General features: G+C 64.9%; 23 protein-coding genes. 10 read left to right on the top strand and 13 right to left on the bottom strand.

The window, feature by feature from the left end; translation table 11 throughout:
* Window positions 1–35: 35 nt before the first annotated feature.
* The gene (locus LB533_RS02450) at window positions 36–1,262 is read right to left on the bottom strand and encodes an amidohydrolase/deacetylase family metallohydrolase (RefSeq protein WP_224676559.1); all 1,227 of its coding nucleotides are present in this window, start codon (window positions 1,260–1,262) and stop codon (window positions 36–38) included.
* A 42-nt stretch (window positions 1,263–1,304) separates the two neighbouring features.
* The gene (locus tag LB533_RS02445) at window positions 1,305–1,670 is read right to left on the bottom strand and encodes a RidA family protein (protein ID WP_140639548.1); all 366 of its coding nucleotides are present in this window, start codon (window positions 1,668–1,670) and stop codon (window positions 1,305–1,307) included.
* Between the two features lie 216 nt (window positions 1,671–1,886).
* Here LB533_RS02445 and LB533_RS02440 point away from each other — a divergent pair, with 216 nt between their 5' ends.
* Window positions 1,887–2,372: a hypothetical protein gene (locus LB533_RS02440; protein WP_224676558.1), complete on the top strand. Its 486-nt coding sequence runs from the start codon at window positions 1,887–1,889 to the stop codon at window positions 2,370–2,372.
* A gap of 40 nt (window positions 2,373–2,412) precedes the next feature.
* Here LB533_RS02440 and LB533_RS02435 read toward each other — a convergent pair whose 3' ends face one another.
* Window positions 2,413–2,841 (bottom strand): Lrp/AsnC family transcriptional regulator, encoded by a 429-nt coding sequence (locus LB533_RS02435; protein WP_140492118.1) that lies wholly within the window; start codon window positions 2,839–2,841, stop codon window positions 2,413–2,415.
* A gap of 126 nt (window positions 2,842–2,967) precedes the next feature.
* Between LB533_RS02435 and LB533_RS02430 the strand changes: the two genes are divergently transcribed.
* The 5 genes from LB533_RS02430 (at window position 2,968) to LB533_RS02410 (ending at window position 6,656) form a co-directional block, all read left to right on the top strand.
* Complete coding sequence (locus LB533_RS02430) at window positions 2,968–4,071, top strand: saccharopine dehydrogenase family protein (RefSeq protein WP_224676557.1); 1,104 nt, start codon at window positions 2,968–2,970, stop codon at window positions 4,069–4,071.
* Between the two features lie 112 nt (window positions 4,072–4,183).
* Window positions 4,184–4,585, top strand: a complete 402-nt coding sequence (locus LB533_RS02425) for a RidA family protein (RefSeq protein WP_224676556.1) — start codon at window positions 4,184–4,186, stop codon at window positions 4,583–4,585.
* On the top strand, window positions 4,582–4,932 hold the full coding sequence (locus LB533_RS02420) for a VOC family protein (protein WP_224676555.1): 351 nt from the start codon (window positions 4,582–4,584) through the stop codon (window positions 4,930–4,932). The genes LB533_RS02425 and LB533_RS02420 overlap by 4 nt, the downstream gene beginning before the upstream one ends.
* A 136-nt stretch (window positions 4,933–5,068) precedes the next feature.
* Window positions 5,069–6,172 (top strand): 3-isopropylmalate dehydrogenase, encoded by a 1,104-nt coding sequence (leuB, locus tag LB533_RS02415; RefSeq protein WP_224676554.1) that lies wholly within the window; start codon window positions 5,069–5,071, stop codon window positions 6,170–6,172.
* A gap of 4 nt (window positions 6,173–6,176) precedes the next feature.
* Window positions 6,177–6,656, top strand: a complete 480-nt coding sequence (locus tag LB533_RS02410) for a GNAT family N-acetyltransferase (protein ID WP_224676553.1) — start codon at window positions 6,177–6,179, stop codon at window positions 6,654–6,656.
* On the opposite strand, the gene LB533_RS02405 is transcribed toward LB533_RS02410, so the two are convergent.
* Together LB533_RS02405 and LB533_RS02400 are read right to left on the bottom strand one after the other, a co-directional pair.
* Window positions 6,646–7,317 carry a DUF805 domain-containing protein gene (locus tag LB533_RS02405; RefSeq protein WP_140639581.1) on the bottom strand — a complete coding sequence of 224 codons (672 nt, stop codon included), beginning with the start codon at window positions 7,315–7,317 and terminating at the stop codon, window positions 6,646–6,648. The genes LB533_RS02410 and LB533_RS02405 overlap by 11 nt on opposite strands.
* A gap of 72 nt (window positions 7,318–7,389) precedes the next feature.
* Window positions 7,390–7,584: a DUF805 domain-containing protein gene (locus tag LB533_RS02400; protein ID WP_411970872.1), complete on the bottom strand. Its 195-nt coding sequence runs from the start codon at window positions 7,582–7,584 to the stop codon at window positions 7,390–7,392.
* Between LB533_RS02400 and LB533_RS02395 the strand changes: the two genes are divergently transcribed.
* Window positions 7,571–7,960 carry a hypothetical protein gene (locus LB533_RS02395; protein ID WP_224676552.1) on the top strand — a complete coding sequence of 130 codons (390 nt, stop codon included), beginning with the start codon at window positions 7,571–7,573 and terminating at the stop codon, window positions 7,958–7,960. The two genes, LB533_RS02400 and LB533_RS02395, sit on opposite strands and share 14 nt — an antisense overlap.
* A gap of 32 nt (window positions 7,961–7,992) precedes the next feature.
* On the opposite strand, the gene LB533_RS02390 is transcribed toward LB533_RS02395, so the two are convergent.
* Window positions 7,993–9,855, bottom strand: coding sequence for a DEAD/DEAH box helicase (locus LB533_RS02390; RefSeq protein WP_224676551.1), 1,863 nt, complete (start codon window positions 9,853–9,855; stop codon window positions 7,993–7,995).
* 463 nt (window positions 9,856–10,318) lie between these two features.
* Between LB533_RS02390 and LB533_RS02385 the strand changes: the two genes are divergently transcribed.
* Window positions 10,319–11,353, top strand: coding sequence for an aspartate-semialdehyde dehydrogenase (locus LB533_RS02385; protein ID WP_140550592.1), 1,035 nt, complete (start codon window positions 10,319–10,321; stop codon window positions 11,351–11,353).
* A gap of 203 nt (window positions 11,354–11,556) precedes the next feature.
* Here LB533_RS02385 and LB533_RS02380 read toward each other — a convergent pair whose 3' ends face one another.
* On the bottom strand, window positions 11,557–11,964 hold the full coding sequence (locus LB533_RS02380; RefSeq protein WP_224676550.1) for an ACT domain-containing protein: 408 nt from the start codon (window positions 11,962–11,964) through the stop codon (window positions 11,557–11,559).
* A gap of 274 nt (window positions 11,965–12,238) precedes the next feature.
* On the opposite strand from LB533_RS02380, the gene LB533_RS02375 reads away from it, so the two are divergent.
* The gene (locus tag LB533_RS02375; RefSeq protein WP_140639557.1) at window positions 12,239–12,502 is read left to right on the top strand and encodes a YMGG-like glycine zipper-containing protein; all 264 of its coding nucleotides are present in this window, start codon (window positions 12,239–12,241) and stop codon (window positions 12,500–12,502) included.
* A gap of 83 nt (window positions 12,503–12,585) precedes the next feature.
* Here the strand turns inward: LB533_RS02375 and rpsP are convergent, their stop codons facing one another.
* The 6 genes from rpsP to LB533_RS02345 form a co-directional block, all read right to left on the bottom strand.
* Window positions 12,586–12,987 (bottom strand): 30S ribosomal protein S16, encoded by a 402-nt coding sequence (gene rpsP / locus LB533_RS02370; RefSeq protein WP_140492156.1) that lies wholly within the window; start codon window positions 12,985–12,987, stop codon window positions 12,586–12,588.
* A gap of 55 nt (window positions 12,988–13,042) precedes the next feature.
* The gene (locus tag LB533_RS02365) at window positions 13,043–13,369 is read right to left on the bottom strand and encodes a chorismate mutase (protein ID WP_140492160.1); all 327 of its coding nucleotides are present in this window, start codon (window positions 13,367–13,369) and stop codon (window positions 13,043–13,045) included.
* Between the two features lie 8 nt (window positions 13,370–13,377).
* Window positions 13,378–14,967 carry a signal recognition particle protein gene (gene ffh, locus LB533_RS02360; RefSeq protein ID WP_140639558.1) on the bottom strand — a complete coding sequence of 530 codons (1,590 nt, stop codon included), beginning with the start codon at window positions 14,965–14,967 and terminating at the stop codon, window positions 13,378–13,380.
* A 285-nt stretch (window positions 14,968–15,252) separates the two neighbouring features.
* Window positions 15,253–16,218 (bottom strand): CPBP family intramembrane glutamic endopeptidase, encoded by a 966-nt coding sequence (locus tag LB533_RS02355; protein ID WP_140639559.1) that lies wholly within the window; start codon window positions 16,216–16,218, stop codon window positions 15,253–15,255.
* A gap of 171 nt (window positions 16,219–16,389) precedes the next feature.
* Window positions 16,390–16,986, bottom strand: coding sequence for a DUF1236 domain-containing protein (locus LB533_RS02350; RefSeq protein ID WP_140559212.1), 597 nt, complete (start codon window positions 16,984–16,986; stop codon window positions 16,390–16,392).
* Window positions 16,987–17,048: 62 nt separating this feature from the next.
* The gene (locus tag LB533_RS02345) at window positions 17,049–18,146 is read right to left on the bottom strand and encodes a putative zinc-binding metallopeptidase (protein ID WP_140639560.1); all 1,098 of its coding nucleotides are present in this window, start codon (window positions 18,144–18,146) and stop codon (window positions 17,049–17,051) included.
* A gap of 256 nt (window positions 18,147–18,402) precedes the next feature.
* Here LB533_RS02345 and LB533_RS02340 point away from each other — a divergent pair, with 256 nt between their 5' ends.
* Window positions 18,403–19,203 carry a lytic transglycosylase domain-containing protein gene (locus LB533_RS02340; protein WP_140514033.1) on the top strand — a complete coding sequence of 267 codons (801 nt, stop codon included), beginning with the start codon at window positions 18,403–18,405 and terminating at the stop codon, window positions 19,201–19,203.
* Window positions 19,204–19,357 lie beyond the last annotated feature (154 nt).

The raw sequence follows: 19,357 nt of genomic DNA, 5'->3' as shown, positions 1-19,357 counted from the left end.
GTTCTATCTCCCCCACGAGAGGGGAGATTGGCCAATCATCGCCCGAAATGCCTCGCCGCCACCTCGACATGCGTATGCGCGGCATGCGCCTCGAAACGCTCGGTGTCGCCGATATCGTTCACCGTCTCGTTCGGCCACCAGGCGCCGCCGATGGCGATTCCTTCGCAGACCAGCCGCTGGTCGGCGACCAGCGAGGCGCCGACCGCATCGACGAAGGTGAAGCGGCCGGAGTGCTGCCGCAGCAGCGCGACGTCGCCGGCGGTTCCGACCTTGAGCGTGCCCAGGTCAGGCCGAGCGATCGCCTGAGCCGGCGCTTGCGTGGCGGCGCGCAGCACCTCGACCAGCGGCATGCCGAGCGCCAGCAGCTTCGACATGCACACCAGTATGTCGAAGGCCGGACCGTCGACGCAGTAGAGATGCACGTCGCTCGAGATGACGTCGGGCGCCAGCCCTTCGGCCAGCATGGCGCGGGCGACCTCGAAGTCGAACGAGCCCATGCCGTGGCCGAGATCGAAGATGACGCCGCGCTCGCGCGCCAGCCGCATGTCGGGCCGCACCGCGCCGGAGGCGAAGACCGGCGCGTTGGGAAACGGCCGGAAGCAGTGAGTGAGAATGTCGCTGCGGCGCAGGCGCGGCAGAACCTCCGAGCGCCCGGGCGGGGGTTCGTCTATGTGCGCCATCAGCGGCAGACCGGATTTGTCTGATGCCTCCAGCGCCAGATCGACCGGCGCGATGCCGCTGGCACCGCCGGCATGCTTGCCGGAGCGGACCTTGACGCCGACGACGACGTCGGCATGCTCGCGCACTGCCGCCACCACCTCGCGCGGTTCGCAGAGCCTGAGGTCGCTGCACTCGCCGACCGACACTGTCTGCGAGAAGCCGAAAATGCCAGCGAAGGAGATGTTGACATAGGCCAGGATGCGCACCTTCGAGCGCTCCATGACATGACGGCGAAAGCCGAGGAAATTGCCGGCGCCGGCACTGCCGGCGTCGACGAAGGTGGTGGTGCCGCTCTTGGCCGCCAGCCGGTCGGCATCGACGCCGAGCGAGGTGCCGCCCCAATAGACGTGGCTGTGCAGGTCGACGAGGCCGGGCGCGACGATGCGGTCCCTGGCATCGATGACGCGGGCCGCGCGGTCGGCGAGAATGTCGGCATCGATGGCGGCGATGCGGCCATCGGCGATGGCGAGATCGCGCGGCGCGTCGAGCCCGGCCGCCGGATCGATCAGCCGCCCGCCCTTGAACAGAAGATCAAATTGCATCGGGCGCGCCTCTCCGCTTCGTTCCATCCTCGCCGACGGCCGTCAGAGCGGCCGGTAGGCGACGGCTTCCACTTCGATCTTGATGTCGATCATCAGCCGCGATTCGACCGTGGTGCGGGCCGGCGGGTTCTTCGGGAAATGCCTGGCATAGACGGTGTTGAAGGCGCCGAAGTCGCGCGCGTCCTCCAGCCAGACGGTGGTCTTGACGACATCGTCCATGGTGCAGCCGGCCAGCGCCAGCGCCGCCTTGACGTTGGAAAGCACCTGCTCCGTCTGTTCCGTTATGCCGCCCTTGACGACGATGCCGTCGCCGCCGACCGGCACCTGGCCCGAGACATAGACGAAGTCGCCGGCCCGCACCGCGGGTGACAGCGGGACATGCGACGTTCCAAAACATTGCTTGGGCAAGAGCGGACCTCCTCTGACGATATGACGGGACACTATGGGAGCGCCCGCTTCGGCCGAGATTTACCCCGATCGAGGCGATCCCGATAGAGGCCTTGTTGGAAAGCAACATTCTTGGAAATCCACGTTGCTTTATTACAGAAGCGCTTGCATCGTGCGCTCGCCGGCCGAGCTCCAAGCCATTCGGGCCGGGCGCATTTCCAGAGCGGAGAACCGAGAATGACCTTCGACAAGAATCCGTTTCCATCCGGCGATGCCGACCGCCACGCGCTTTGGGAGATGCTGGTGCGGCGCGACATCGATGCCTTCATCGGCCAGGACTGGTCCATGGTCGAGGACGATTTCGTCGCCGAGAGCTTCTTCGGCATGCACGCGCATTTCCTGCCCAACGCCGACGCCTGGCGGCTGCAATTCCCCAGGCTGGAGATCTACCGCGACGAGTGGCTGCGCCAGGCCAAGGAGACGGCGGCGACCAAATTCGCCGAGCCGCTGCGCGAGGCGCTGTTCCGCGTCACCAATCTGCGCGACATCGATGTCGACGGCGACCGCGCCGTGCTGCACAAGAAATTCGACGGCACCGTCGCCAAGGCGGATGGCGGCGTCGACAGGCTGAAATGGCAGACGCTGTATTTCTGCAGGAAGGTCGGCGGCAGCTGGAAGATCGCGGGCTTCGTCGGCTACATGCCCTATCCGTTGGGAGACTGAGGCGGGCGTATTCATCCGGATCGCCTGTGGGCCGAGTGCTTTAGCGATCGATGCGCGTCGACAGGATGATCGAGGACGACGTCCGTTCGACCCCTTCGAGGGCGCCGATCTGGTCGAGCAGCGTGTCCAGGTCCTTGATCGACGGCGCGTCGGCGATGACGATCATGTCGAAATTGCCGCTCACCGAATGCAGCGTCCTGACCGGCGCCAGGGCGCGCAGGCTGCGCACCACCTTGTCGGCGAGCTTGGGCGTCACGGTGAGCAGCACATGCGCCCGCACCAGCCCCTGCTCATAATCGGGCGCAAGCTTGACGCCGTAGCCGGCTATGATGCCGCGCTGCTCCAGCCGTTCGATGCGGCTCTGCACGGTGGTGCGCGACACGCCGAGCCGGCGCGCCAGCGCGGCGGTCGAGGCGCGTGCGTTCTCGCGCAGCAAGGCAAGCAGGGCCTGGTCGGCATCACTGAGCATTTCAACGAACCTGGTCGGCATATCGGCAAAAAGGGTACTTCATTTCGTACAATTCCACGCTTCCTTTCGTCCAGCAAGCCGCGATTGTAGCGGGACAAATCAACTGTCGGGCGAGGGAACCGCATCATGAAGAAAATTGTTGTCGTCGGTGCCGGCAAGATCGGCTCGACCATTGCCGAGATGCTGTTTTCAACCGGGGACTATCACGTCACCCTCGTCGACCGCTCGGCCGCGCAGCTTGCCGCGGCCGAACTGGCTGATGGCGTCAAGACGCTGGAACTCGACATCGCGGCCGCGGGCACGCTGGAAGCTGCGCTCGCCGGAAAATTCGCGGTGCTCAGCGCCGCTCCCTTCCATCTGACCACGCGCATCGCCGAAGCCGCCGCAAGCGCCGATGTGCATTATCTAGACCTCACGGAGGACGTCGTCTCGACCCGGCGCGTGAAGGAACTGGCGCGTTCGGCCAACGGCGCCTTCATCCCGCAATGCGGGCTGGCGCCGGGCTTCATCTCGATCGTCGCCAACGATCTCGCCAGCCGTTTCGACACGCTGGAAAGCGTGCGCATGCGGGTCGGCGCGCTGCCGCAATATCCCTCGAACGCGCTGAACTACAATCTGACCTGGAGCACCGACGGCGTCATCAACGAATATTGCGAGCCCTGCGAGGCGATCGTCGAGGGCGAGCTGGTCGAGGTGCCGCCGCTGGAGGAGCGCGAGGAATTCTCGCTCGACGGAGTGACCTACGAGGCCTTCAACACTTCGGGCGGGTTGGGCACGCTGGCCGAGACGCTGAAGGGCAAGGTGCGCACGCTCAACTACCGCACCATCCGCTATCCCGGCCACGCCGCCATCATGAAGGCGCTGCTCAACGATCTCGGCCTGCGCCATCGCCGCGAGGTGCTGAAGGACATTTTCGAAAGCGCGCTGCCAGCGACGCTGCAGGACGTGGTCATCGTCTTCGTCACCGTCTCGGGGCGCAAGAACGGCCGCCTGCTGCAAGAGACCTATGCCAACAAGATCTATTCGAAGCGGGTCGGCCAGACGGTGCGCAGCGCCATCCAGATCACCACGGCATCCGGCATCTGCGCCGTGCTCGACATGCTCGCCGACGGCACCTTGCCGGCGACCGGCTTCGTCAAGCAGGAGGACATCGCGCTCGACGCCTTCCTCGCCAACCGCTTCGGCCGCGCCTACGCCCAGCACGAGATGGTCAGCCGGCTGGCGAGCTGAGGCCTGGCGGGACGATCAAGGCCATCGAGATAATGGCCAGCTTCGTCTGGCCTATGGCCGCGCGAGGCCTTTGCCCGCAAAGTGGTTGCGAACACCCTTTGCGAGGTATGCCATGCGAAAGCTGATCTCCACCGGTTCGCCCTTCGAGAAGACCGCCGGCTATTCGCGCGCCGTGGTGCAGGGCGACTGGTGTTTCGTGTCCGGAACGACCGGCTATGACTATGCCTCGATGACGATGCCGGAAACGGTCGAGGCGCAGACGCGCAATTGCCTGGCAACCATTGCCAGTGCCTTGCGGGACGGCGGCTTCGACATGGAAGATGTGGTGCGCGCGCATTACTACATAACCGACCAGGCCTTCGTCGACGTGGTGTTCCCCATTCTCGGCGAGGCGTTCGGCGAGATCAGGCCGGCGGCGACGATGATCGTGTGCCAGCTCAACAGGCCGGAGATGAAGATCGAAATCGAGGTGACGGCGCTTCGGCGCACCGTCCGAGGAGGGCCAATGCCATGAAGGTCCGGCGCATCGTGGCCAATGTCGAGACGCGGGACATCGCGGCGGCGAAGCGCTTCTATCACGACGTGCTCGGCCTCGATGTACTCATGGATCAAGGCTGGATCGCCACCTATGGTTCCGGGGAAAGAATGCAGGTGCAGGTCAGCTTCATGGCGCAAGGTGGTTCGGGCACGCCGGTGCCGGACCTGTCGATCGAGGTCGATGATGTCGATGCCGCGTTCGACGCCATGAAGGCAGCGGGCTTCGTCATCGAATACGGGCCGGCCGACGAGTCCTGGGGCGTGCGCCGCTTCTATGTGCGCGATCCCTTCGGCCGACTGGTCAACATTCTCTCGCATCGGTGAACATGGAAGTCCCTTGCGGGCTTGCGCGGCAAGCGCTTGGCGTTTAGCAAGGCCGCGGTCGCACAGCGCCGCGCCTCCTGGCGGCCAAAGGGCGCTGTGCAAAATCGAAACGAAATCTTTCTGGGACGGTTTCTCCATGGCAACGAAGCATCTTTTCCTGCTCCCCGGCGACGGCATCGGCCCCGAGGCCATGGCCGAGGTCAAGAAGCTGCTAGCGGCCATGAACGAGAAACTCGGCAGCGGCTTCGTCACCGATGAGGGCCTGGTCGGCGGCTGCGCCTACGACGCGCACGGCGTGGCGATTTCCGATGCCGACATGGAAAAGGCGATGGTCGCGGACGCGGTGCTGTTCGGCGCCGTCGGGGGGCCGAAATGGGATACGGTACCTTACGAGGTTCGCCCCGAGGCCGGCCTGCTGCGCCTGCGCAAAGACATGGAGCTGTTTGCCAATCTCAGGCCCGCGATCTGCTATCCGGCGCTGGCGACGTCCTCCTCGCTGAGGCAGGAGGTGGTCGAAGGCCTCGACATATTGATCGTGCGCGAGCTGACCGGCGGCGTCTATTTCGGCGAGCCCAAGCAGATCATCGATCTGGGCAACGGCCAGAAGCGCGGCATCGACACGCAGGTCTACGACACGTTCGAGATCGAGCGTATTTCGGGCGTCGCCTTCGAATTGGCGCGCACGCGCAAGAACCGTGTCACCTCGATGGAAAAGCGCAACGTCATGAAGTCCGGCGTGTTGTGGAACGAGGTCGTCACCCAGACCCACAAGGCCCGATATTCCGACGTCAAGCTCGACCACATGCTGGCCGATGCCGGCGGCATGCAACTGGTGCGCTGGCCCAAGCAGTTCGACGTCATCGTCACCGACAATCTGTTCGGCGACATGCTGTCCGACATCGCCGCCATGCTGACCGGCTCGATCGGCATGCTGCCTTCCGCCTCGCTCGGCGCGCCGGATGCCAAGACCAAGAAGCGCAAGGCGCTCTACGAGCCGGTGCACGGCTCGGCGCCCGATATCGCCGGCAAGGGCGTCGCCAACCCGATCGCCATGATCGCGTCCTTCGCCATGTGCCTGCGCTATTCCTTCGCCATGGTCGATGAAGCCGACAAGCTCGAAGCGGCAATCGCCGCCGTGCTCGACGACGGGCTGCGCACCAAGGACATCTTCTCCGCTGGCATGACCGAGGTCGGCACGGTCGAGATGGGCGACGCCATCATCGCCAAGTTCCTGGGCTGAGCCCATGACGGTCGACGTCCGCCGGGCGACGACCGACGACGCGACGGCGCTCGCCACCGTGCTGTGCGAAATGGCGGTGCAATACCGGCAACCGCCGCTCGACCACGCGCGCCTTGTCGGCGGCACGGAAATGGCTCGCGAGGAAGCCCGGCCTATCCGCATTTCGCGCTGGCCTTCGTCGAGGGCAAGGTCAGCGGCCTGGCGTCGGTGGCGATCGCGCATTCCGGCATCGATCTCGAGCGGTTTGCAGTTTCTCAAGGACCTGTTCGTGCGCGACAAGGCTCGCAACGCCGGCGTCGGCCGGGCGCTGATCAGCTTTCTCACCGGGCATTGCCGACGTCACGGCATCGGCCGCATCGACCTGACCACCGAGGACTGGAACGAAGGCGCGCTGCGCTTCTACGACCGGCTTGGCGCCGAACGTCATGGCCAGAAGCTATTTCTCAGGCTTTCGGGCGAGGCGCTGGAGGCGGTCAAACCCTGACTCCCGCCGGCACGGGTCCCCAAGGGTTGTCGCCCAGCTGAGGCGGCATAAGCCCGAAGACTAGCAAGGCGATGCCACCGATGAGCGGGATGAAGCAGAGCAGGGCAAACCAGCCGCTCAGGCCGGCGTCATGCACACGCCGCACGACGAGCGCAATCCAAGGCAGGATCAATCCCGAAAGGAAAACCAGGAGGGGTATGAACCCTGTGGACCCTATCGGCGCCCTGTCCGCGTTGGTTTCGAAGCCATTGATCGCCAGGTCAACAAGTATCCCGAAGCCGAAAAGCGTGAATATCCCGAGAGTGTAGAATAGCCAGAAGGCCCAGAATTCCTTGCGGCGGGAGCGTCCGTTGAAATTGCTGTAGTCCGCAATCACCGCGCGCCAGAAGTAAGCCCACAGCCCTGTGGGGTAGGCCGGCCGACTTGGGGCAGAACGACTGGTCTGCCGTGGCTGACCGGTACTAGACGGCGGTGCGGCCGAGGCCACCGCGACTATGTTATGCGCAGTGCCGTCGTCCGGCTGGAACTCGACAAGAGCACCCCTGACTAGGATGAGTTCCTGGCTCAGATCGGTACGGGAAAAGATATAGCGTTTGCCGTCGATTCCGTCGATGTAACCATAGTCCTGACCTTCGTCATAATGGAACACCGCCCCGCGCATGCTCTGCCCCCATTTCACATTGCGTCGCCACATACTACCCGAGATTGCATGTATTACAATACGCACGCGACACTACGTTCTGACGCCCGCCGGCACCGCTCCCCACTGGTTCTCCCGGCCCTGCGTCGGGATGAGCGCAAAGACCAGGATGATCAGGCTGCCGATGATGGGGATCAGGATCACCGGGAAGAGCCAGCCGGTCAGGCCGATGTCGTGCAGGCGACGCACTGTCGTGCCGAGGCCAGGCAGAAAGGTGGCAAGCCCCACAGGCCGGGCTCGGCCGATCCGGCGATGGCGGAGCGGCCAAAATGCCGCGGCGGCGCGACTTGAGCAGCGAAAGAGGCGCAAGCACTGGTTCGCGCATCGGCGGCCGCGCCGGCTGGAGGCGCAGGTTGGGTACCGGCCGGGAAGATGTCGCGCGCCTGCCGCCGCCGGGCTGGAATTCGACGGCCGCGGCTCGGGCTATTTCGATTTCGCGGCGCATATCCTCACGCGCGAAAGTATAGCGCTCGCCATCCGCCCCGGTGATGAAGCCGAAGCCCTGGGCCTCGTCATAGCGAAGAACTTCGCCGCGCATGTCCCGATCCCCGAACGCCCCGCCCAGACTGTTCAAAGTTCCGGCGGATCGCAAGGGCGGGCATGAAAATGCGACGGCTGCCTTGGCGCCGGAAGACTTCAGCTCGGCCGCTTCTTCGCCTTCTTATGTTTCGGCGGTCCGGCGTTGTCGAATTTCGGCTTGCCCGGCTTCTTCGCCCAGGGCTTCGCGTCCGATGCGGCGGGGCGCTGATCGCCAGCCGGCACGCGCTTCTCGAATTTGCGCTTCGGCGCGTTCGGGTCGAACGGTGTCTTGCCGCGATGCGGTTTCTTGTCGAGACTTGGCGGCTGGTAGCCGGCGCGCGACAGGTCCGGCGTGCCGTCCAGCCGTTTCACCACGATGTTACCTTGCAATTTGCGGTCGGGACCGATGGCGGCGAGGAAACGGTCGGCCCAGTCGGCTGATATCTGCACGAAGGTCTCTTCCGGCTGCATCTTGATGGCGCCGATCTCGCGCTTGGTGATGCTGCCGGTGCGGCACAGCATCGGGATCAGCCAACGCGGCTCGGCATTCTGCCGGCGCCCCACCGAGAGCGAGAACCAGACGCTGGCACCGAAATCGTCGCGGCGGCTGGGCGCCTCGTCGCGGCGCGCGAAGTTTTCGCCCGCCGGTCTTTCACGCGACGGCGTGAACGGCGCGACATCCATCAGATCCTCGGGCGCAGAGCGGCTGGAGCGGCACAGCCGCACGAAGGCGGCCGTCACCTGCTCGGCGCCGTGCCTGGCGAGAAGCGCGTCGATGAAGGCGCGCTCGTCGTCCTTCACCGGTTCGTCGAAAGCGGGATCGGCAAGGATGCGCTCGTCGTCGCGCCGCATCACGTCGTCGGCGGATGGCGGACTTGCCCATGTCGCGGTCAGCTTGGCGCTCGCCAGCAGCCGTTCGGTGCGTCTGCGCGCGCTGCCCGGCACGATCAGCGCGCTTACGCCCTTGCGCCCGGCGCGTCCGGTGCGGCCGCTGCGGTGCAGCAGCGTTTCCGGATTGGTCGGCAGGTCGGCATGGATCACCAATTCGAGATTGGGCAGGTCGATGCCGCGCGCCGCCACGTCGGTGGCGATGCAGACCTTGGCGCGGCCATCGCGCATCGCCTGCAAGGCGTGGCTGCGTTCGTTCTGGCTGAGCTCGCCCGAGAGCGCCACGACGGAAAAATTGCGGTTGTTGAAGCGCGCCGTCAGGTGGTTGACGGCGGCACGAGTGTTGCAGAACACCAGCGCGTTCTTCGCCTCGTAGAAACGCAGCACATTGATGATGGCGTTCTCGCGGTCGGCCTGGGCGACGCTGAGCGCCCGGTATTCGATGTCGAGATGCTGCTTCTCCTCGCCGGCGGCGGAAATACGCACCGCGTCGCGTTGATAGCCTTGGGCGAGGGTTGCGATCGAGCGCGGCACGGTGGCCGAAAACATCAGCGTGCGGCGCTCGGCGGGGGCGGCGTCGAGGATGAATTCGAGATCCTCGCGAAAGCCGAGGTCGAGCATTTCGTCGGCCTCGTCCAATACGACCGCCTTCAGTGCCGACATGTCGAGCGAGTTCCGGGTGATGTGATCGCGTAGCCGGCCGGGCGTGCCGACGACGATATGGGCGCCGCGCTCCAGCACGCGCCGTTCCGTGCGCATGTCCATGCCGCCGACGCAGGAGGCGACCGTGGCGCCGGTCAGCTCGTAGAGCCATTCCAGTTCCCGCGTCACCTGCAGCGCCAGCTCGCGCGTCGGCGCCACCGCCAGCGCCAGCGGGGCCGCGGCATGGGCAAAGCGATCGGCGACGCCCAGGAGCGTCGGCGCCATGGCAAGGCCGAAGGCCACCGTCTTGCCCGAACCGGTCTGTGCCGACACCAGCGCGTCGGCCTGGCCAAGTTCCAGGACCGCCTTCTGCACCGGCGTCAGTTCGGCATAGCCGCGTTTTTCCAGCGCCTTTGCCAGCGCCGGAACGATACCTTCGAAGTTGGACATCTCGCTCTTTCGGAATTCAGGGTTCTGCGCTCATCATGGAGCACGAGGCGGGCCGGCGCCACGCCAGCCAGACAATCTTGGCCGTTCGTACTTGCTGGCGCCGCTCTTGTACAGGGCAAGCGGCTCCGCCTTCGTCACGACGAGAGAAGGGCACGCCGCCCCTCATCGCAATTGACTCCTGCCGCAAACCGCGTAAAAGCCCGCTTCGAACGGGATCGTTTTTCGATGCGCGGCCTTTTGATGGCTCTTCTTGCATTCGACGCCCCCAGCCTCAATGAGCATCATTGGGCCGGGCGTCTCGGCGCGTCCCCCCGTTCCAGCAATATAACGGCCAAAACCACCACCAAAACGGTGTGATTCCCTTGGCCTGACCACCCTCTCCCGGGTTCGGCCCGGGGGACGGAACCCGCACCTGGCCGGCGGGTTTCTCCAACAACCAAGCGGAGAGGGATAGGAGATCTTTATGAGTTTCAAGGTTGCGGTAGTTGGCGCCACGGGCAATGTGGGCCGCGAAATGCTCAACATACTGGAAGAGCGCGGTTTTCCGGTCAGCGAAGTGGTGGCGCTTGCCTCGCGGCGCAGCCAGGGCACGGAAGTGTCGTTCGGCGACCGCACGCTGAAGGTCCGGGCGCTCGACACCTACGACTTTTCCGACACCGACATCTGCATCATGTCGGCCGGCGGCAATGTCTCGAAGGAATGGTCGCCCAAGATCGGCAAGCAGGGCTGCGTCGTCATCGACAATTCCTCGGCCTTCCGCTACGACGCCGACGTGCCGCTGATCGTGCCGGAAGTGAACCCGGACGCGATCTCGCTGTTCACCCGCAAGAACATCATCGCCAACCCGAACTGCTCGACGGCGCAGCTTGTCGTGGCGCTGAAGCCGCTGCATGACGCGGCCACCATCAAGCGCATCGTCGTGGCCACCTATCAGTCGGTGTCGGGCGCAGGCAAGGAAGGCATGGACGAGCTGTTCACGCAGACACGCGCCGTGTTCGTCGCCGACCAGGTCGACGTCAAGAAGTTCACCAAGCGCATCGCCTTCAACGTGATCCCGCATATCGACGTCTTCCTCGACGACGGCTTCACCAAGGAAGAGTGGAAGATGGTCGCCGAGACCAAGAAGATGCTCGATCCCAAGATCAAGCTGACGGCGACCTGCGTGCGCGTGCCGGTGTTCATCGGCCATTCGGAAGCGGTCAACATCGAATTCGAAAAGCCGATCACCGCCGACGAGGCGCGGGACATCCTGCGCGAGGCGCCGGGCTGCCAGGTCTTGGACAAGCGCGAGGACGGCGGCTACATCACGCCGCTGGAATCGGCCGGCGAGGACGCCACCTTCATCTCGCGAATCCGCGAGGATTCGACCATCGACAACGGCCTGTCGATGTGGATCGTTTCCGACAATCTGCGCAAGGGCGCCGCCCTCAACGCCGTGCAGATCGCCGAACTGCTGGTCGAGCGTGGCCTGATCCAGCCGAAGAAGAAGGCGGCCTGACGGCTGTTTGGCTGTCGCTCACGGGCCGCACCGCCGCTTGCGCGGCTCACCCTCCGCGCGGGCGTCGGACAACCGGCGGCCCGCAGTCGCGGGCTCGGCCTTCGGCCGGGGCGCTTCTCCCTTCTCCCTTGCGGGAGAAGGTGGATCGGCGCGTTGCGCCGAGACTGTTGAGGGGTGCTGGACGGAGTGCAGCCGCCGCCGTTTCAGCCGGCGCTGTCCTTGGCCAGTTCCCGCAGCAGATGCAGTGCTTCCTCGGCCCGGCCGGCCGGCACGAACAGGTGGTCGTGATAGAAGCCGGAGACGGGATTGACGCCGATGCCCGCGGCAGCAAGGCGCGCGGTGATGGCGGCGAGGAAGCCGACGGCTTCCAGCGACGAATGGATGTTCAGCGTTATCATGCGGCAACGGAAAGCGGCTTCCAGCCCGGCTGCCTGCGCCTCGTCTTCGAGCAGGATCAATGTCGTGCCTTCGCGTTCGCGAAACAACATGACCGCTTCGAGCCCTTCCGGAACCGATACGCCCGCCGGCAGCGTGACGAAGACATGGATGCCGGCAATCAATTCCGGCTTCATCGACGCCAGCAATGCCTTCAGATCTGTCTCTCCGGCCATGTCGCCTGCTCTTGTCTGACGGGCCACGCCCGCCGGCTCTTCATATACGCGACCGAAGCGCGCCGATAGCCGCGCCGGCGCGGCACGGACGAATCGGCGAAAGAACTGCGCTACGGCGTGAGAACATCAACGATTTCACATGCTTGCCGGAGATCGGTATGGCCTTGGCAGGCGCGGCGAAGCGCCGGCCTTCAATGTCTAGGGATCAAATTGGCCGCCTGGGAGTTAAGAACATGGCGGCGAGGACGGCGATCCCCGTGAGAGAGGAACGACAATGAAGAAAATCATGACCATTCTGGTGCTGACGGCAGCGCTTGGCGCCTGTTCGCAGACGGAAAAAGGCGCGGCCGTCGGCGGCCTGGGCGGAGCAGCGGTTGGTGCGGCGGTGGCGGGCGATCCCGTCCAGGGCGCCGTGGTTGGCGGCGCGGTCGGTGCCGTGGCCGGCGCGCTGATCGGGCGGGCCAGCGAACCGGGCCGCTGCCGTTATCGCGATAGCCGCGGCCGTGTCTATATCGATCGCTGCCCGAGCGGGTATTGAGAGGCAGCATCCGTCGAATGAATTCGAGATAGCAAACGGCGGGCCCTTAGCCCGCCGTTTCGAAAACGCCGATCGATGATCGATTACTCGGCCGTGGCGGGCTCTGCCTCGGCCGGTGCGGCCGCGGCCGCCGCGACGGCGGCAGCGGCGTCGTCCTGCGCCTTCTTCAGAAGCGCGGCGCGCTCCTGCGCCTTCTTTCCGGGCTCGGCCTTCTTCGGGTTGGAACGGGCGTCGCGCTTGGCGAGGCCGGCCTCGTCGAGGAAGCGCAGCACGCGGTCGGTCGGCTGGGCGCCGTGCGAAAGCCAGTGCTTGACGCGCTCGGCGTCAACCTTGACGCGCTCGCCGTCCTTCGGCAGCAGCGGGTTCCACGAGCCGAGCGACTCGATGAAACGGCCGTCGCGCGGCGAGCGCGCGTCGGCGACGACGACGTGGTAGTAGGGACGCTTCTTCGAGCCCGCGCGGGCCAGTCTGATCTTCAGTGCCATTTCTTATCTCCTAAAGCTCTGATCTCGTTGATAGGTTGCGGCTAAATCTCTGTCTTCAGCCGGTTTTCGTCACGCCGTTGGCAGCGGCGATCTGTTCGTGGTGGCGGATCACTTCGCGGACGACGAAATTGAGGAATTTCTCCGCGAAATCCGGGTCGAGATGCGCATCATCCGCCAGCTGGCGAAGACGGGCGATCTGCTGCTGTTCGCGGGCCGGGTCGGCCGGCGGCAAGCCATGCTCGGCCTTGAGCAGGCCGACCGCCTTGGTGCAGCGGAAGCGCTCGGCCAGCATGTGGATGAGGGCGGCATCGATGTTGTCGATCGAAGCACGGTAGCCTGCCAGGATGGTGCGGGCGTCCGCCATGTCCTTTTCCTCGTTCATCCGTATTCTCACTTCTTCTTGCCAAGGCCCGGCAGTCCGCCTCCGCCGAGGCCGGGAAGCCCCGGAAGTTTCATGCCGCCGGGCAGGCCTGGCAGGCCGCCGCCGGGAAGTCCGCCGGGTAGGCCCTTCATGCCGCCGAGGCCGGCGGCCTGCGCCTGCTTCTGCAAGGCTTCAAGCTGCTTGGGATCCATCTTGGAGAGGTCAGGCATGCCGCCCATGCCACCGGGCATCATACCGCCGAGGCCCATCTTGGAGGCGAGTCCGCCCATCATGCCGCGCATCAGGCCGCCCCCTTTGCCCTTGCCGCCCATCGCCTTCATCATGTCGGCCATGCCGCGATGCATCTTCAACAGCTTGTTGATCTCGGCGGCATCGGTGCCGGAGCCAGCGGCGATGCGCTTCTTGCGCGAGTGCTTGAGAATGTCGGGGTTGGCGCGCTCGGCCTTGGTCATCGAGGAGATGATGGCGAGCTGGCGGCCGAACATCTTGTCGTCGAGCCCGGCGGCGGCCATCTGGTCCTTCATCTTGCCCATGCCGGGCATCATGCCCATGATGCCGCCCATGCCGCCCATTTTCGACATCTGCTGCAGCTGCTGGGCGAGGTCGTTCAGGTCGAACTTGCCCGACTGCATCTTTTTGGCCATCGCCGCCGCCTGCTCGGCGTCGATGTTCTCGGCGGCTTTTTCGACAAGCGAAACGATGTCGCCCATGCCGAGAATGCGGTCGGCGATGCGCTTTGGGTGAAATTCCTCCAGCCCGTCCATCTTCTCGCCGGTGCCGATCAGCTTGATCGGCTTGCCGGTGACGGCGCGCATCGAGAGCGCGGCGCCGCCACGGCCGTCGCCGTCCATGCGGGTCAGCACCAGCCCGGTGATACCGACGCGCTCGTCGAAGCTCTTGGCCAGGTTGACGGCGTCCTGGCCGGTCAAGGAATCGGCCACCAGCAGGATCTCGTGCGGGCCCGACACCTTCTTGATGTCGGCCATCTCGACCATCAGCGGCTCGTCGATATGGGTGCGGCCGGCAGTGTCGAGGATGACCACGTCGTGGCCGCCGAGCCTGGCTGCCTGCACGGCGCGCTTGGCGATATCGACCGGGTTCTGGCCGGCGACGACAGGCAGCGTCGCCACCTTAACCTGCTCGCCGAGCTGGCGCAACTGCTCCTGCGCGGCGGGGCGCCGCGTGTCGAGCGAGGCCATCAGGACCTTCTTGTTCTGACGCTCGGTGAGCCGCTTGGCGATCTTGGCCGAGGTCGTCGTCTTGCCGGAACCCTGCAGGCCGACCATCATGACGACGACGGGCGCCGGTGCGTTGAGGTCGACGGCGACGCCTTCGGCGCCGAGCATGTCGACCAGCTCGTCATGCACGATCTTGACGACCATCTGGCCGGGCTTGATCGACTTCAGCACCGCCGCGCCGACCGCCTTCTCGCGCACCTTGTCGGTGAAGGAGCGCACCACTTCCAGCGCCACGTCGGCCTCGAGCAGCGCACGGCGCACCTCGCGGAGCGCCGCCGAGACATCCGCCTCCGACAGCGCGCCGCGGCCGGTCAGGCCGTTCAGGATGGAGCCAAGGCGCTCCTGAAGTGATTCAAACATTCTGTTTCCTTTTCCCTGGCAACCGGATGGTGCCCGAGAGGTAATGCGTTCGCGCCAAGTGTCCAAGTCTCGTGGCAAGCAAAAGCCAAAACCAAAAAGCACCCGGGGGCGCACAGCGCTGCCGGGTGTTGGCCTCCAGGATCTGTTTACAGCACTTGGCCTCAAAGAGGCTTCGGCGTCCTGGTCGGCTTGCTCGGAGGGATACTCGTCGCGGAATTCGGGGCTGTAGACATGAAAACGGCCGCGGAGTCAAGACAAGGATCCGCCGGTCTCCCTGCGCAGCAATCAGGTCGCCTTCGTTCCGTCTGCAGGTTCGGCCGAGACCCTCAGCGGCGAGCGCGGGTGTAAGAGCAGCAGTATCGTCAGCAGGCTGCAGGCGATGCCGATCATGGCGATGAGGACCGCATCCGATGTCGCCCAGCCCGGCCCTTCGAGAGGTCTGGCGGTAAACAGGGCGAAGGAGTTGTAGCTTTCCTGATGCGAGATCAGCAGGAAGCCGGTCAGATTGTTGCCGAGATGGGCGCCAAGGGCCGCGCCGAGATTGCCGGTGGCATAAACGACAAGCGTCAGAAGCAGTGCAAAAGCGGCGATCGAGACCAGTACGGAGGCGTTAATGGCCGCCGAGGAGCTCGGGCTCCAGTGGAGCGAGGTGAACAGCAGGCCCGGCAGCAGCGCCCAGATCAACGGGCTCTTGAAGCGGTACGCCAGACCGCGCAGCAGGTAGCCGCGGAACAGCACCTCTTCCGACGACGTCTGCAGAAAAGTGAGCGCGAGGATCGGGATGAGGAACAGCAGCCAGGACGACAGGGCGATCGAGCCGCGCGCGATCTCGGGCTGCATCAGGTAGAGCAGGACCTCGGATACAAGCGACGTGACCAACACCGCGACCAATCCCTTGACGAAGCCCGAGCGCGAAATGCGGCGGCTGTTGCCGAGGAGCGCCGACAGCTTCTCGCCATGCACCCAGCGCATGGCGATCCACAAGCCGATCCAGATGCCGGCGAAAGACGCGAGCGCAGTGAGAATGCCTATGGGCGACGCAAGGAAGCCCTGCATGCCGCCGGCTGGCGCAGCCCCGCCTTGCGCTGTCCGCCAGGCGAAAAAGGCGTAGGTGCCGCCCAGCAGCACGACCACCGTCGTTGCGGCCCAGAACAGGACGACGATCCCGGTCCCGAGAAGCAGGCGCGGCAGGGTCGTCTTTTCGTTGGCTGTGTTTCGATAATGCTCGAAGGCGGCAGGGTCCGATATCACGCTCTCTCGCAAGCTGGTGCTTCGCGTCGCATGATCTATGGGATCGGGCGGTTCTGCGCAATCATTCCTGTTCGGTACGCCCCGCCAGCCTTCGGCACATTCGAGCCGCCCTCGCCTGCCTGTCGGCAGGCGAAAGGCATGCTCCGATATTAAACTCGTGTGCTATCCGCCTCAACGCACCACATACACGATGCGCCGCGTCTGCGGGTCGATCAGCGCCGGCTGGCCGTTCACATAGACATAGCGGTAGTCGTAATCGGGAATCTCGCGCAACTCGACGCTCTCGGGCAATACGGCCCCGGTGACCACCTCGCCCTCAAGATAGACAGGGTCGACGCGATGCGTGTCGACATAGGTCCTGACTTCGGCGGGAGGCTGCGGGATAGCGTCCTCGACCGGCTCGCCGGCGATGATCGAGCCGGTGTAGTCGGTGGAATAGCCCTCGGGCGGCGACACGACGGCGACGCTGGAGCCGAGCGGACGTCGCGTCAACACGACCCGGTTGCCGCCGAAATCAGCCGTCACATAGTCCGAATAGACCCAGCCCTGGCCACCGGCTTCGGCGATGGTGCACCATTTGCTGTTTTCGATACAGCCATTGAGCGTAGCCGACTGGCCGGCGGCGAGCACGCCGATGACAGGATATTGCGGGCCTGGGCCGGCGCGGACGTTGAGATCGGTGATTGCGGAGACGGGGGTGTCGGCCATGGCGGCGCCCGAGAAGAGCGTGAGCATCCCGGCGACCGCGGGAAACAATACGGATTTCATGTTTTCTCTCCGTTTCATGGTCCCTCGGCAGCGAAAACGGGAGAGCGGCGCATGCGTTCCAGCTAAAATGTTGAAGCCAACTCACGATTTGTTCCCGTTTCTTGCGGCGGGCCGGTCAGAAGGTCGTGAACGAAGGCCAGTTTGCGCGCGGCGACATCCGAGATGACGAAGGGGTAGAGGTCGGGCAGGCCCATGCAGCGATTGATGGAATTGGAGGCTTCCGACAGCACCAGCCAGCGCGACAGAATCTTTTCGAACGGTTCGGGAGCGGGTGTCGGCTCGGACGGCGCTGGTTGCAGCATGCCCCCGGTGTCGCCCTGGGGCAATTCGTTGGCTTCCACCGTCTCCAGCCGGCCGAGCGGGAAGTTCAGCGCATGGACCATTTCCAGCGTGTCGGTGATGTGCAGGTGGTGGGCCCAGCTTTCGGCCCAATCCTCCCAGGGATGGGAGGTGGCATAGGGCGAGATGTGGCGTTGCTGCCAGTCGGGTGGGGCACCATTGGCATAGTGGTTCTTCAATGCCTGCTCGTAGCCGGTGCGCTCGTCGCCGAACAGCGCGCGGAAGGCGTCAAGCCTTTGCGGATTGTCGCGGATCAGCCGGTCCCAGTAGTAGTGGCCGAGCTCGTGGCGAAAATGGCCGAGCAAGGTGCGATAATTCTCGCCCATCTCAACGCGCCGCCTTTCGCGCTCGGCGGAGTCGGCTTCGGCGACGTTGAGGGTGATCAGGCCATTGTCGTGGCCGGTCAGGATGCGCTCGCCGCCCGGCCCGCCGCCGATCGGATCGGCAAGGAAGTCGAAGGCAAGGCCGGCCTCGTCGGCGGGGTTCTGCTTGGGCGTCACCGGCAGTCCGAAAGCCAGCAGCGAATAGACCGCGCGCTTCTTCGCGGCCTCGACGCGTATCCAGCGGCGGCGGTTGCCGTCGACGGAGAGGTCGGGGATCAGCTGGTTGAGCGCGCAGGCGCGGCAGAAGGGCTGTCCCGGCTCGGCCATCCAGTTGCAGGCGCATTCGTCGGCGTTGGCGCATGGGGAGCCGCCGTCGGCACCGGACAGGGCAAAGCGGGCGCGCTGCGGATCGTAGAGCACGGCACTGGAGCAGTTCAGGCACCGGGCGTTCTCGAAATAGAGACGATGGCCGCAATGAGGACAGTCGAAGAGTTTCATCTCGGTCTCGGACCAGGGAACAGGGGGAAGGCGCGTCGTGCAAAACGCCGGCCGACAGACGTCGTTCCCGACTGTGACGTCATTGAGCAACATGGCGCAAGGATCGTCAGGCCATGGGTGGTTCTTGCCACAATATTTGCTTGATCGTAGGCAAATTCCCTTCCATTGGCCAGCTTGCGCGCGCGACAGTGACAAGTGCGCGTTTCACTGGCAAATTCCGGCCGGGACGTGATTCAGGCAACCAGGAGAGAACAACATGGCATTTCTTGCCAAGGGTAAGATGTTTGCAGCGGCCACTGTGGTGGCGATGCTTGCGCTGGCGACGGGCGCACAGGCGGCGGCCAGCTGTGGCAAGACCGGAGCCGGCTTCGATGCCTGGAAGCAGGACTTCGCAGCGGAGGCCAGGGCCGAGGGCGTGGGTTCGAGAGGACTGGCCGCCCTGGCCGGCGCGACCTACGCGACCAGGACCATTTCCGCGGACCGCGCCATCCACAAGGCTTTCAGCGGCTCGGTGGAAGCCTTCATGAAGCGCCGCGGCGGGGCGGCGATCATTTCCAGGGGCCGGGCGCTGAAGAAATCGAATGCGGCACTGTTCGACAAGATCGAACGGACCTACGGCGTCTCGCCGGGCGTGCTGCTTGCCATCTGGGGCATGGAGACGGGCTTCGGCGCCTCCATGGGCAATCAGAACACGGTGTCCGCCATTTTGACGCTTGCCTATGACTGCCGCCGCCCGGACTACTTTCAGCCGCATGCCATTGCGGCCCTGAAGCTGGTCGATCGCGGAACGTTGACCGCCTCGTCGGTCGGGGCCATGCATGGCGAGATCGGCCACACGCAGTTCCTGCCCGGAAATGTCCTGAAATATGGGGTGGGCAGCGGAAACCTGCGCGACAAGAGCACCGCGCTGGCATCCACGGCCAACTTCCTCAAGGCGCATGGTTGGCAGGCCGGCGCGAGCGCTCAGTCGAATATGGGTGCAATTGCCGGCTGGAACTCGGCGAGTGTCTATCAACAGGCCATCGCCCGTATCGCCACCGCAATCGATGGCGAGTAATCGTCAGGGCAGTTCACCGTTTCACGGAAACGGCGAACCGCAATAGGGAAAGCGCTGCGCGCTTTCCCGGGAAAACTGTACACACTTTCCTGGAATTGCTTTTCAGCAGAAAGCCCGGCCGCGACGCCGGGTTTCCTGTTCGCTGACTGGGAGA

Source organism: Mesorhizobium sp. BR1-1-13, assembly GCF_020165515.1.
Taxonomy (GTDB): domain Bacteria; phylum Pseudomonadota; class Alphaproteobacteria; order Rhizobiales; family Rhizobiaceae; genus Mesorhizobium.
Note: the sequence above shows the minus strand (reverse complement) of the source record. Positions and strands in the feature narration are given on the sequence as shown.